Source organism: Blastomonas sp. AAP25 (genome assembly GCF_001295965.1).
Taxonomy (GTDB): domain Bacteria; phylum Pseudomonadota; class Alphaproteobacteria; order Sphingomonadales; family Sphingomonadaceae; genus Blastomonas; species Blastomonas fulva.
Map to the genome: position 1 here is coordinate 22271 of NZ_LJHP01000004.1, position 13741 is coordinate 36011.

General features: G+C 65.0%; 7 protein-coding genes and 1 pseudogene. 4 read left to right on the top strand and 4 right to left on the bottom strand.

The features are described from left to right. Positions 1 to 114 precede the first annotated feature (114 nt). Together IP68_RS04600 and ahcY are read right to left on the bottom strand one after the other, a co-directional pair. Positions 115 to 3276: an amidohydrolase family protein gene (locus IP68_RS04600; protein ID WP_054133816.1), complete on the bottom strand. Its 3162-nt coding sequence runs from the start codon at positions 3274 to 3276 to the stop codon at positions 115 to 117. A 395-nt stretch (positions 3277 to 3671) separates the two neighbouring features. After that, positions 3672 to 5090, bottom strand: coding sequence for an adenosylhomocysteinase (gene ahcY, locus IP68_RS04605; protein WP_054133806.1), 1419 nt, complete (start codon positions 5088 to 5090; stop codon positions 3672 to 3674). A 237-nt stretch (positions 5091 to 5327) separates the two neighbouring features. On the opposite strand from ahcY, the gene IP68_RS04610 reads away from it, so the two are divergent. Further along, complete coding sequence (locus IP68_RS04610; protein WP_054133807.1) at positions 5328 to 5804, top strand: peroxiredoxin; 477 nt, start codon at positions 5328 to 5330, stop codon at positions 5802 to 5804. A gap of 141 nt (positions 5805 to 5945) precedes the next feature. Here the strand turns inward: IP68_RS04610 and folE are convergent, their stop codons facing one another. Then, on the bottom strand, positions 5946 to 6560 hold the full coding sequence (gene folE, locus IP68_RS04615) for a GTP cyclohydrolase I FolE (RefSeq protein WP_054133808.1): 615 nt from the start codon (positions 6558 to 6560) through the stop codon (positions 5946 to 5948). Between the two features lie 251 nt (positions 6561 to 6811). On the opposite strand from folE, the gene IP68_RS04620 reads away from it, so the two are divergent. From IP68_RS04620 to IP68_RS04630, 3 genes are read left to right on the top strand one after another with little or no spacing between them, the layout of a single operon-like run. Beyond that, on the top strand, positions 6812 to 8008 hold the full coding sequence (locus IP68_RS04620) for an efflux RND transporter periplasmic adaptor subunit (protein ID WP_054133809.1): 1197 nt from the start codon (positions 6812 to 6814) through the stop codon (positions 8006 to 8008). Between the two features lie 4 nt (positions 8009 to 8012). After that, entirely contained in the window at positions 8013 to 11219 is a 3207-nt protein-coding gene (locus IP68_RS04625) for an efflux RND transporter permease subunit (RefSeq protein ID WP_054133810.1), read from the top strand. After that, positions 11216 to 12682, top strand: coding sequence for an efflux transporter outer membrane subunit (locus tag IP68_RS04630; RefSeq protein ID WP_054133811.1), 1467 nt, complete (start codon positions 11216 to 11218; stop codon positions 12680 to 12682). The genes IP68_RS04625 and IP68_RS04630 overlap by 4 nt, the downstream gene beginning before the upstream one ends. On the opposite strand, the pseudogene IP68_RS20445 reads toward IP68_RS04630, so the two are convergent. Further along, positions 12679 to 13741: pseudogene (locus IP68_RS20445) on the bottom strand (ATPase); the annotation flags it as partial. The gene IP68_RS04630 and the pseudogene IP68_RS20445 sit on opposite strands and share 4 nt — an antisense overlap.

Sequence of the window (13741 nt, forward strand, 5' to 3'; positions counted from 1 at the left end):
TCAGCACCCATCTGTCCGCAGCATCTGATGCTATAGTCGGCGAAATGGGCCCTGAAACAAGTTCAGGGTGACGGGAACAGAAATCGGCTGGCACGGCCGGGCTGGCTTCGTCCCCTACTTTTCCCAGTACCACTTCTTCAGCATCGCAGTGCCGGTCACGGTCTCGTTCATCGTCGGCACGTCGTAGAGCCGCCCGTTGAGCATGACATGGGTGATCTTGTCGGACTGGCGGATATCGGCAACCGGGTCGCCATCGATGATCACCATGTCCGCGAGCTTGCCCGGCTCGATCGACCCGATGTCCTTGTCGAAGCCCAGCGAGCGAGCCCCGCTGATGGTTGCGGTGCGAAGCGCCTCGAGCGGGGTCATGCCGCCCTTGACGAAGCTCCACAGCTCCCAGTGCGATGCGAGCCCTTCTTCCTGGCCGTGCGCGCCGATGCCCACGGGGACCCCGCGCCGCGCCAGCGCCAGCGCTTCACGCGCCGATGCGGTATCGGAATAATCCTCCTCGGGCGCAATCTCGCGGCGCACAGACGTTGCCTCGAGACGGCGGCGCGGAACGTGTCTGCTCAGGATAGGGTGGCTCCAGACATCCATATGGCTGCGCCAATAGGGGTCAGCCGCCGGACCGCCATAGGTCACCACCAAAGTCGGTGTGTAACCGACCTTGCTCTGCGCGAAGAAGCTGCGGACATCCTCGTACAGCGTCTCCATCGGAATGTTGTGTTCCAGCGTGGTATTGCCATCGGCAATCAGCGAGATGTCCATCCCGAACAATGATCCGCCCTCGGCGACGCTGGCAAGATTGTCGGCCTGCGCCGCTGCGACCACCTGCTGGCGCTGATCGCGCCGGGGCTGGTTGTAGTTCTTGACGCTGTGTGCGCCCTGCAGTTTCAGCCGCGTGGTGTGCGCTCGGGCATCGGCAAGGCTGTCGATCTCGGCAAAGACCCCTGCGGCCTTGGCGCCATAGACGATCTCGCCGGTCGAGAAGATCCGTGGGGCAAGATATTTGCCCGCGCGCTGATAGCTGGCGGCGGGGAAGATTTCCGCCGCCGAGTTGCTGGGATCGTGAATTGTGGTGACCCCCAGCGCGAGATGCGCAACCGCATTCCAGTTCTGCTGCGGAATGATGTCGTCCTGCCCCTGCGGGCCGTGCGCATGCGCATCGATCAACCCGGGGATGATGGTCTTGCCCGCGACATCCACGGTCTGCGCGCCTGCCGGGACAGCGACGTTCGCTCCCACCGCAAGGATACGGTTATCGCGCACCACCACAGTGCCGCGTTCGATGATGCCGCCTGCGTCATTCGCCATCGTCACGATGCGCGCATTGGTGAACGCGACCGTGCCCGAAGGCTTGTCCGCCGGTGCGGTGACATTGATCGCGACGCCGGTCTTGGGCGCTGCGAACTTGGCGTCCGCCTTTCCAACCGGGCCCGGTGCGATCGCGCGCGCCGGATCGGCCGAATAGACGACGGGCCCCAGCGACCAGTTGAGCTGGCGGCCACCATGGCTCCATTGGAGGAAGGTCGCCCCGCCCTCGCTCACCTGCACCGCAGGCAGCGCCCCGCCGCCCCGGCCTGCGCCCAGATCCACCGCACCTGCCATGAACGGCATCACAAACGCGGCGTAATTCTGGCGGAAGGCGAGCGTTCGGCCGTCGGGGGCCAGCGCATAGCCGCTGACCATCTCGCCGGTGGCATGCGTGCGCTCGGCTTCGCCGTTGAGATCGGTGCTGACCAGCGCCAGTTTGCCGCCCGCCCCGCGGCTGAAATACACCCGGTCGGATGTCGCGCCAAAATGCGGTTCGCCGCCATCGGGCGTGATCCGGCGGGTCTCACCGCTGGCGATATCGAGCAGATAGATGCCAGGCGCTGCGCCCCAGGCGTCCGACGTCAGGCCACCCCCGCCGCCGGCTTCATAGACCACCGAGCGGCCATCGGGCGAGAATTGCGGACGCCGATAGTGCCCCGGCGTCTTGCTGATCGTCCGAGCCTCGCCGCCGCCTGCGCCTACGACGCGGAGCTCGCCCAGCCGGGCATCGTCCCAGCTGACATAGACGATCTGGCTGCCATCGCGCGAATAGGACGGGAACAGCTCGAAATCGCTGCCGCCATTGCTGACCAGCGGCTGCACCGCACCGCCGCTGGCGGGCTGCTGGTGGAGCTTGCCCAGCGCCTCGAACACCATGCGGCTGCCATCGGGCGAGACGCTGGCAAAGCGCGGCATCGTCACCGCCACGGTATCGGGGGCGACGGGTTTTTGCGGGCGAATAGGGTCGATGATCGTACGGGTGTCGTTGATGCTGAACGGGATCACGCTCTCGCCACCGCTCGCCACATCAACCGAGTGGATCTTGCCGCCCGCCCAGAAGATCACCTTGCCGCTGTCCGGGGTCCAGCCCATGTTCGGATAGACGCCATGCACCGCCCAGGTTTCCTGGACGTCGCGGTCCATTGCGTCATAGATCTTGCGCTCTTCGCCGGTCTGCATGTCGCGAACGTAGAGCTTGGTCTTGGCGCGTTCGCGCCGGACGAAGGCGAGGTAGCGGCCATCAGGCGATGGCTGGGGCCGGGCCGCGCCGCCGGGACCGCCCGTCACCCGCTCGACCTTGCCGGTGGCCATGTCATAGCGTTCGATCACGAAGAGCTGGCCGTTGGAATCCTGCGCGTATTCGAAGATCGGACCGCCGGTGGCATCCTTGCTGTAGAAGATACCCTTGCCATCGGGCGCGAACATCGGCTCGCCAAGCTCCTTCTGGTGAACTTCGCTGGGGCGCTTGACCAGCGGAACGCCGTTTCCGCCGCTGATGTGGTAAAGCCAAAGCTCGCCGGTGCCCAGCGAGCGCCCGGTGGTGAAGTGCTTGCGCGCGACGATATACTGGCCGTCGGGGCTCCAGCTGGGGTTGTTGAGCAGCCGGAACGTCTCCTTGGTCAGCTGGCGCTTGTCCGAACCATCGGCGTTCATGACCCAGATGTTGTCGCCGCCGCCGCGATCCGAGGTGAAGGCGATGCGGCTGCCATCGGGCGAGAAGCGCGGGTGCTGCTCATAGGCCAGCCCCTCTGCGATGCGAGTCGCAGCCCCGCCGCTCATCGGCATGGTGTAGATATCGCCCAGCAGATCGAACACGATCCGGCCGCCATCGGGGCTGACATCCAGGTTCATCCAGGTGCCTTCATCGACCTTGATCGGGATGGTGCGCGTCTTCATCGGCGGCGCGTTGACGTCCCAGCTGGCGGTCTTGTCCGCAGGCTTGCCCTGGGCCAGCGCGGGCATGGACAGGGCCAGCGCCGCGATGGCGGCGGACAGATGCAGTGCTTTCATGGTGATGTTCCCCGGAGTGTTTTTTCGTATACGCTCAGGCTAGCCGCGCCAACGCCAAGCGCAATCGGAAAACGAAGGTAGCGCGGTGAATGGAGGCGGGGCGCAATGCCTCGCCCCTCCCGCAGGCGGGAGGGGTGGACGAGCCGCAGGCGAGGCCGGGGTTGGCCTGAACAGCCAATTGTGCTCCCAGCCCACCCCGGTCCGGCAAGCCGGACCTGCCCCTCCCGCAAGCGGGAGGGGAGAATATGCTCCGCAAGGGCAGGCACCCAAGCGCAAAAAAGCCCGCCTCGCGCAATGCGAAGCGGGCTTTTCAATCTTAATCCCCCGCGGTCAGCGGGATAGCCGCATCAGTAGCGGTATTCGTCCTTCTTGAACGGACCGGCGAGCGGAACGTCGATGTATTCGGCCTGTTCCTTGGTCAGTTCGGTCAGCTTGACGCCGAGCTTTTCGAGGTGAAGGCGCGCGACCTTCTCGTCGAGGTGCTTGGGCAGAACGTAAACGTCGTTCTGGTACTTGTTGGCACCCTTGAACAGTTCGATCTGCGCCAGCACCTGGTTGGTGAAGCTGGCCGACATCACGAAGCTGGGGTGGCCGGTGGCGTTGCCGAGGTTGAGCAGACGGCCCTTCGACAGCATGATGATACGCTTGCCGCCGGGGAATTCGATCATGTCGACCTGCGGCTTGATCTCGGTCCACTTCATGTTTTCCAGCGCGCTGATCTGGATTTCGTTGTCGAAGTGACCGATGTTGCCGACAATCGCCATGTCCTTCATGGCGCGCATGTGATCGATGGTGATCACGTCCTTGTTGCCGGTGGTGGTGACGAAGATGTCGGCGGTGCCGACCACGTCTTCCAGCGTCTGCACGGCAAAACCGTCCATCGCTGCCTGAAGCGCGCAGATGGGATCGATTTCGGTGACGATGACGCGAGCGCCGGCGCCCTGCAGCGATGCTGCCGAACCCTTGCCGACATCGCCATAGCCGCACACGACGGCGACCTTGCCGGCCATCATCACGTCGGTGCCGCGACGGATGCCGTCAACCAGCGATTCCTTGCAGCCATACTTGTTGTCGAACTTCGACTTGGTGACCGAATCGTTCACGTTGATCGCGGGGAAAGGCAGCTTGCCCTTCTTGGCGAGGTCATACAGGCGGTGGACGCCCGTGGTGGTCTCTTCCGAAACGCCCTTGATCGCCTGCACCGTCTTGGTGAGGTATCCTGGGGTCTGTGCCAGACGACGCTTCAGGATCTTGACGAAAAATTCTTCTTCCTCGTTCGAAGGCGTGAACAGCTCTTCACCGGCTTCGACGCGCGCGCCCCAGAGTGCGAACATGGTGGCATCGCCGCCATCGTCGAGGATCAGATTGCAGGTGTTGCCTTCTTCAGCGCCCCAATCGAAGATGCGGTCGACATATTCCCAATACTCTTCCAGGCTCTCACCCTTGATGGCGAAAACCGGAATGCCCTGCGCGGCGATTGCGGCAGCGGCGTGGTCCTGGGTCGAATAGATGTTGCAGGTGGCCCAGCGCACTTCGGCGCCCAGAGCGACCAGCGTCTCGATGAGAACTGCAGTCTGGATCGTCATGTGCAGCGATCCGGTGATCTTGGCGCCCTTGAGCGGCTGTTCAGAGCGATATTCTTCGCGGATGGCCATCAGGCCAGGCATTTCGGTTTCCGCGATGGTGATTTCCTTGCGGCCGAAATCGGCGAGCGCAATGTCGGCGACGACATAATCGGGGCGGTCGAGGGTCGGGGCACTGGCCACGTAAATTCTCCTGAGTCAAACGGCCGATGCGCCAACAGGGCCATCGGAAACTGCCGTCCCCATAGCCAGAGTCGGCGATACAGGCAAATATAAAGATTCCTTTATATGACATTTCAGCCCGAGCGAGCGCTGCCAGTGGGGCGATGATCGCGACCCTTGCCTGTCCGAGCCCCCTTGCATTGCCGCGCCATCACGACAACATGCAGCCAGCAGTGCAACCACAGCAGGAGACATTCCATGATCAAAGTCGGCGACACCATTCCCAACACCAAATTCGTCCGCGCCACCGCCGAAGGCCCGCAGCAGGTCGAGGCGAAGGATTTCTTCGCCGGCAAGACCGTGGCGCTGTTCTCGGTTCCCGGTGCGTTCACCCCGACCTGTTCGGCGCGCCACCTGCCTGGCTTCGTGGAAAAGGCCGATGCGCTGAAGGCCAAGGGCGTCGACGAGATCGCCTGCACCGCGGTCAACGATGCGTTCGTGATGGGCGCCTGGGGCAAGTCGGCCAACGCCGATTCCATTGCGATGCTCGCCGATGGCAATGGCGATTTTGCTGACGCGGTCGGCCTGACCATGGACGGCAGCGGCTTTGGCATGGGCAAGCGCGGCCAGCGCTTCGCCATGGTCGTCAAGGATGGCGTGGTGGACAAATTGTTCGTCGAAGAGCCCGGCGACTTCAAGGTCAGCAGCGCGGACTACATGCTCGAGCAGCTCTGAATGCAAAAAAGCCCTCTCCCCTTGGGGGGAGAGGGTTGGGAGAGGGGAAAGGCGCCAAACGCCTCCCCCTCTCTGCTACGACTAGGCAGCAAGCTGCCGAGTCTCGCGTCTCTCCTCTGAAGGGGAGAGACCAAACATGTATCAATACCCCATCAGGCTCATGACTTCCTCGCGCGAGCGGTGATCGTCGAGGAAGCAGCCCAGCAGCCGGCTGGTGATCATGCTGACGCCGGGGGTACGCACGCCGCGCGCGGTCATGCAGCTATGGCTGGCCTCGATGACCACTGCCACGCCGTGCGGCTGGAGATGTTCCCAGATGCACGCCGCCACTTCCGCGGTCAGCCGTTCCTGCACCTGCAGGCGGCGGGAGAAGCCGTGCAGCACGCGCGCCAGCTTCGAGATTCCGACGACCCGGTCGCGGGGCATATAGGCGATCGACGCCTTGCCGATGATCGGTGCCATATGGTGTTCGCAATGCGACTGGAACGGAATGTCTTTCAGCAGCACCAACTCGTCATAGCCGCCGACCTCTTCGAAGGTGCGGCTGAGATGAACGCTGGGGTCGTCGTCGTAACCTGAGCAATATTCCTTCCACGCGCGCGCAACGCGCAGCGGGGTGTCACGCAGTCCCTCGCGATCCGGATCATCTCCGGTCCAGCGCAGCAGCGTGACGATGGCCTGTTGAACATCCACAGGAACAGGGATTTTGCCTTTGCCGGCAACATCGTGATCATCGTCGGCATCGTGGTACAGCATTTCAGGTAATCCCCCTCGGTTCACAAGCTGGCCTAAAAGATAGGAACCGCGTTGGCGCACTACAAGCGCACCTCTCATCCGGCGTTTGCCGACAGGGCAAATTGGGCAGGAACCAAAACGGCGGTTGCGTGTTTCCGTTTCGCACTTGCAAAAAATCAACATAGATTAGTTGTAATTTGCAACTCTTTTTGCTGGACTTACGCTACGGCAGCGCCCAATTTGCCGCAAAACAGCATAAATGGAAAATCATCATGCGCGTCACCCCCAGATGCGCGCTTGTAACGGCAGCGTTCACGTTGCTGGCCGGCGCCTGCAGTTCAGAACCCCCGCCCCCTCCCCCGCCGCCTGCGGCCACCGTCGCGACCCCGCTGCAACGCGACGTCGTCGACTGGGACGAGTATATCGGCCGCTTCACGGCGGACGAGGACGTGCAGCTGGTCGCACGCGTCTCTGGCCCGATTACCCAGATCGCGTTTCGCGACGGGCGCGATGTCCGCAAGGGTGATCTGTTGTTCGTCATCGATCCGCGGCCCTTCCGCGCCAATCTGGCCGAGGCCGAGGCGAGCGTCGCCAGCGCGCGTGCAGCCCTCGCCAACGCCCAGTCGCAAGCGGGACGAGGCACTGAATTGCTGGGCTTCGATGCCATCAGCCGCGAAGAGGCAGACAACCTGGCCGCCACGCTGCGCTCGGCGCGTGCCACGCTGGCAGGCGCGCAAGCGCGCCGGCAGGCGGCACAGCTCGATCTTTCCTTCACCCAGGTACGCGCCCCCATCTCGGGCCGGATATCCAACCGTCTGGTCGATCTTGGCGACTTCGTCACCGCCGGGCAGACCGAGCTGACCCGCGTGGTCCGTATCAATCCCATCCGCTTCAGCTTCGACGGCGCAGAAAGCTTCTACCTCAAATATATCCGCCAGGACGCCGATGGCGAACGGCGCAGCTCGCGCTATGCCGCAAATCCGGTCGAGATCCAGCTCGCAGACGAGCCCGAATTTCGCTGGCGCGGCAAGATGGAATTCCTCAACAACGGCATCAGCCCCGATACCGGGACGATCCAGGCCTATGCAATGGTCGACAACCCCAACGGCTTTCTGGTCCCCGGCATGTTCGGGCGCGCGCGGCTGCTGGGATCAGGCACTTACAAGGCGATGCTGGTGCCCGACGAGGCGATCCTGACCGACCAGACCCGCAAATTGGTGTTCGTGCTGGGCAAGGACAACAAGGTCGCCCCGCGCCCGGTCTCCACCGGCCCCATGGTCGAGGGACTGCGCGTGATTCGCGACGGCATTGCCCCGACCGAACGGATCGTGATCGACGGGCTGGCCCGGATGCAGCCGGGCATGGTGGTGACGCCGCGCAAGGGACAGATCAAGGCGCGCGCCAAGGGCGATGCCCCGATCGCGCGGCCGACCACCGCGCCTGCGCCCGCTCAGGCAACGGCACGCTAAGCCGATGCGGATCGCCCATTTCTGCATCGACCGCCCGATCTTCGCGGCGGTGCTGTCCATCCTGATCGTGATCTTCGGCGTGGTGGCGTATCCGTCGCTGCCGGTTTCGCAGTATCCCGAGATCGCCCCGCCCACCGTGGTGGTCAGCGCAAGCTTTCCCGGCGCCACCGCCGAGACCATCGCCGATGTCGTGGCGGCGCCGCTCGAGGAATCGATCAACGGTGTCGAGGACATGCTCTACATGTCGTCATCCTCGACCGGCGATGGCAACCTCGCGATCACGGTCACTTTCGCGCAAGGCACCGATGTCGATCAGGCGCAGGTGCTGGTGCAGAACCGGGTGAGCACGGCCGAGCCGCGCCTGCCGCAGGAGGTCCGCCAGATCGGCGTCACCGTGCGCAAGAACTCGCCCGACCTGCTGCTGGTGGCCAATTTCTATTCGCCCGACGGGTCGCTGCCGCAGCAGTATATCTCCAACTATGCCACATTGCAGATCATCGACCGCATATCGCGTATCGACGGGATCGGCTCGGCACGATTGTTCGGCGGGCGCGATTACAACATGCGCGTCTGGATTGATCCCGAGCTCGCGGCATCGCGCAACCTCACCGTCGACGAGATCGTCGGCAAGATCCGCGCCCAGAATGCGCAGGTGTCCGCCGGTTCGATCGGCCAGCCGCCGTTCAACACCAATGGCACCGCGTTCCAGCTCGGTGTGCAAACCCAGGGACGGCTGAGCAGTCCCGAGGAGTTCGGCCAGATCGTCGTCAAGCGCGACGGGCTGGCGCTGACCCGGCTCGCCGATGTCGCCCGGATCGAGCTCGGCGCGCAGGATTACAGCATCAACGCATTCTCCAGCGGGCGGCCGACCGTCGCACTGGCGATCTCTCAGCTTCCAGGGTCCAATGCGCTAACCGTAGCGAAGGAGGTCGAGGACGAACTCAAGCGCGCATCGGGCGATTTCCCGCCCGGAATGACCTATTCGATCCCCTACAACCCCACCACCTATGTCGAGGCGTCGATCGCCGCAGTGCAGGATACGCTGATCGAGGCGATCATTCTGGTCGCCATCGTGGTGCTGGTGTTTCTGCAAAGCTGGCGCGCGGCGGTCATCCCGATCATCGCCATCCCGATCGCGCTGGCAGGAGCCATCGCGGTGCTCGCAGCGCTCGGGTTCTCGCTCAACAGCCTGTCGCTGTTCGGCATGGTGCTGGCGATCGGCATCGTCGTCGATGACGCGATCGTGGTGGTCGAGAATGTCGAGCGGCTGATGGAAGAAGAAGGGCTGAGCCCCTTCGACGCCGCGCACAAGACGATGGACGAGGTATCCGGCGCGCTGATCGCGATCGCTCTGGTGCTGTGCGGCGTGTTCATTCCGACCGCCTTCATCCCCGGCATTTCGGGCGCCTTCTATCAGCAGTTCGCGGTGACCATCGCTGGCGCGACCGCCTTTTCGGCCTTTGTGTCGCTGACCCTGTCGCCCGCGCTCGCCGCACTGCTGCTGCGCCCGCGCACCCACGGAGAGCAGGATATTCCGGCAGGATGGCGGGGCTGGGGCAAGAAGTTTGCACGAGGCTTCAACCGCGGCTTTGCCAAGCTTTCGGAGCGCTATGGCCGCCTGACCGCACGCACCATCCGCAGCCTGATGTTCATGGGGCTGGCCTATCTTGCGCTGATCGCGGTTGCCGGCTGGCGCTTCACCGCGACGCCTGCCGGGTTCATTCCCGCGCAGGACCAAGGCTATCTGATCGGGGTGGTGCAGATGCCGCCGGGCGCCTCGCTGCAGCGGACCACCGCTGCGGTGGAGACCGCGCAGGCGATCGCGCTCAAGAACGCTTCTGTGGTGAGCACCATCGCCTTTGCCGGTTTCGACGGCGCGACCTTCACCAACGCCCCCAATGCCGCCGCGATCTTCATCACGCTGAAGGAAGCGGGCACGCGGGTAAGTTCGGAAGACGTTGCCAACGAGTTGCGCGGCGCGATGTCGAGCATCACCGCGGGCAACATCCTGGTGATCGCCCCGCCGCCCGTGGCAGGGCTGGGCACCGGTGGCGGCTTCAAGATGATCATCGAGGATCGCGGCAATGCCGGGCTACAGGCGCTCGAAGGCGCGGCCTTCGCGATGACGGGCGCGGCCAACCAGACCGAGGGGATCACCAGCGCATTCACCACCTTCAACACCCGTACCCCGCGGCTGTTCGCCGATATCGACCGCGCCCGCGCCGAGCAATTGGGCGTTCCGGTGGAGAACATCTTCTCGACCCTCGGCACCTATCTGGGATCGAGCTATATCAACGATTTCAATTTCCTCGGCCGCACCTTCCGGGTGACCGCGCAGGCCGATGCTCCCTATCGCGACGACATTTCCGATATCGGGCGGCTGCGCACGCGGTCGTCCAGCGGGCAGATGGTGCCGCTCGACGCGGTGATGAACCTGCGCAACGATTCGGGTGCCTATCGCGTGGTGCGGTACAACCTCTACCGCTCCGCCGAGCTGCAGGGCGACACGATGCCGGGCTATTCGAGCGGTCAGTCGCTCGACACGATGGAAGCACTCGCGCGGCGCACGCTCCCGCAGGGGTTCGACTTCGAATGGACTGAACTCGCCTTCCAGCAAAAGGCCGCGGGCAACACCGGCACGCTTGTCTTCCTGCTGGGCGTGGTGTTCGTCTTCCTCCTGCTGGCAGCGCAATATGAAAGCCTGGTGCTGCCGCTGGCGGTGATCCTGATCGTGCCGATGTGCCTGCTCGCCGCGATCCTCGGGGTCAATCTGATGGGCCGGGACAACAATATCCTCACCCAGATCGGGCTTGTGGTGCTGATCGGGCTTGCTGCCAAGAACGCCATTCTGATCGTGGAATTCGCAAAGCACAACGAGGATCATGGCCAGTCGATCCTTGAGGCTGCGCGCCATGCCGCAGCCCAGCGACTCCGCCCGATCCTGATGACGTCGCTGGCGTTCATCCTGGGGGTGTTGCCGCTGGTGATCTCCTCGGGCCCGGGGTCCGAGATGCGCCAGGCGCTGGGCATCGCGGTATTCTTCGGGATGATCGGGGTGACCATCTTCGGCCTGCTGTTCACGCCTGCATTTTATGTGATGGTGCGGACGCTCGAGGACCGGATAAAGGCCTGGTCGGCGAGCCGCAAACGCGCCGATCTGCCGCGGCCCGCTCCCCCCGCCCAGCCTGTCGTGGAGGGCAGCCAGCCATGATCCTGAAATCCCGCCTGCTCGCCTGCGCCACGCTGAGCGCGACGCTGGCCGCGTGCACCGTCGGCCCGGACTTCGAACGCCCCGCCACCCCCGGCGCGGTCGCCGAGGGTGCATTCATCGAAAGCGCCGATCCGCGCTTCGCCCAGAACCCGCTGCCCGAAGGCTGGTGGAGACTGTTCGAGGACCCGGCACTCGACGCGCTGGTCACCCGCGCGCTCGAGCGCAACACGAGCGTGCGCGAGGCGAGCGCCAATCTGCGCCGCGCCCGCGCGCTGGTGCGCGAGGCCAGGGGCGCGCAATTGCCGTCGCTCTCGGCGAGCGGGTCGGCCACCACCAACCAGGTCGGCACCGGCGCAAACGCCGGCGTCGGCTTCGCCCCGCCAGAGCCGCTGCGCTTCGATTTCTACGAGCTCGCCTCGGATGCCTCCTACGAGATCGACCTGTTCGGCGGCATCCGCCGCTCGGTCGAAGCCTCGCGCGGCGATTCGCTTGCTGCCCAGGCAGAGCTCGATGCTGCCCGGGTCAGTGTCGCTGCCGAGGTTGCCCGCACCTACGCGCTGGCCTGTTCGAACCGGCTGCAGGCGGATATCGCCCGCGAATCGCTCGCCGCGCAGCAGCGCACGCTTGACCTTACCCAGCGGCTGTTCACCGCCGGGCGCGGCCAGCGGCGCGATGTCGCCAATGCCGAGCTGCTGGTTGCGCAGGCACGCGCACAGGTGCCGCAGTTCGAGGCCGAACGCCGTGCCGCGCTGTTCGCCCTGGCAACCCTTACCGGTGACCCGCCCGGCCAGATCGATGCGGCCGCAAATGCCTGTGCCATTCCACCCAAGGTGCGGGTGGCCATTCCTGTGGGCGATGGCGCCGCGCTGCTCGCACGCCGTCCCGATGTCCGCGCCGCCGAAGCCCGGCTGGCGGCTGACACCGCACGGATCGGCGTTGCCACCGCGGCGCTCTATCCATCGATCCGGCTGGCCGGTTCGCTGTCAATCGGCGGAACGTCGCCTGGCGATCTCACCGAATCGAACAATCTCGGTTTCTCGCTGGGCCCGCTGATCTCCTGGTCGATCCCGATCGACGGGACTGCGCGTGCGCGCGTCAACGCCGCCTCGGCACAGACCGATGCCCGTCTCGCGGCGTTCGATGGCGCGGTGCTCACCGCGCTGCAGGAAACCGAGCAGGCGCTTGCCCGGCTCAAGGCCGCCATCGAACAGGACGCGGCGCTGCAGACCGCAGCGGCTGCCGCAGACGAAGTCGCGCGGATCACCCGCATCCGCTTCCGGTCGGGGCGCGACAATGCGCTGCAACTGCTTGAGGTGGAACGCAACCTGCTGGCAGCACGCGCCGCGAGCGGCTCGGCAGCAGCCGCCCGCGCCGAGGCCGAGGTTGCGGTGTTCCGCGCGCTGGGCGGCGGCTGGGAAAATGCGCCTGCCGTGGCAGAGGTCAGTGCAACGACGAGGGACTAGTCGCGCAGCCGCTCGATAGCCTGCGCAAGCGCGACATAGAGCTTGCCGGTTTCGGACGACAACAAGGTCACGCCCATCACGCCGCCATCGCGGGTGGACAGGACGGTGCGCAGCATCGCCTCGAAATCGTGGATGTAGCGGTTGACCAGCTCGAAGAACTCGGGATCGTTCTCATAGGCCGCAGCGATGTCCTTGGCCTCGCCATTGTCGATCAGCCGCACCGCGCGCCGCGTGAACACGCCGCGATCGCCGCGCAGATAGGCGGACCAGGCGGTGTCGCTGACCTCGGTCGAGAGGATTTTGTCGACATCGATCGCCGCCGAATTGAGCGATTCGGTCAGCAGCGCCAGCCTTCGCGCGAAATCGTTGTCGGTGCGCTCCTCGGCCAGTTCGCGCGCTTCGGCGACCCGGCGCTCGAGATGGCTGGCAAGGTCGTCGACCCGGCTCAGCTGGTCCTTGAGGTGCAGGCTGGCATCGCTTGTGGCGCCGACCGCGCGGCTGATCGCCGATTCAAGCTTGCCGACCAGCTCTTCCGCCTTGCCGCGCAGCACCTTTTCCAGCGCAGCAGCGCTGTCTTCACCGAGCTTGCTGGTGGCGCCGGTGATCGCGCGATCCATCGCGCGGCGTGCCTCGTCCGCGGCGGCATGCGCCTCGCGCTGGACATCGCGCATCGTCTCGACCAGCCGGACCGCGGAACTGGCGTTGATCTGGTCGATCTCCTCGCGTGCCGAGCGCATCGCCGCGATCAGCGCGCCGATATCCTCTGCCCGTTCGCGCCAGTCGGCCTCGCTCGTTTCCGAAAGCTTGCCGATCTCGGCCTGCTGGCCTGCGATCCGTTGCTCGAAATTGCCGAGGATCGAACCCAGCCGGACCATCTGACCGTCAACTTCGGTTACCGAACCCAGCAGCGAGCCGACCTTGTCCTGGCTGGCCTGCGTGGTCTGGTCGAGCCGCGACAGCGCGCCGGGAATGGCATCGGCGACCTGGTGCTGGATCGTGCCTAGCCGCTCGCGCAGCCGTTCGCTGCGCGCGTCGAAATCGTCGGCGTGGCGGCTGCCC

Coding starts and splice junctions, on each gene's coding strand:
- IP68_RS04600 (WP_054133816.1), bottom strand. CDS start 3,276: ATGCCCGCGCTGGCCCAGGGCAAGCCTGCGGACAAGACCGCCAGCTGG.
- IP68_RS04610 (WP_054133807.1), top strand. CDS start 5,328: ATGATCAAAGTCGGCGACACCATTCCCAACACCAAATTCGTCCGCGCC.
- folE (WP_054133808.1), bottom strand. CDS start 6,560: ATGCTGTACCACGATGCCGACGATGATCACGATGTTGCCGGCAAAGGC.
- IP68_RS04620 (WP_054133809.1), top strand. CDS start 6,812: ATGCGCGTCACCCCCAGATGCGCGCTTGTAACGGCAGCGTTCACGTTG.
- IP68_RS04625 (WP_054133810.1), top strand. CDS start 8,013: ATGCGGATCGCCCATTTCTGCATCGACCGCCCGATCTTCGCGGCGGTG.
- IP68_RS04630 (WP_054133811.1), top strand. CDS start 11,216: ATGATCCTGAAATCCCGCCTGCTCGCCTGCGCCACGCTGAGCGCGACG.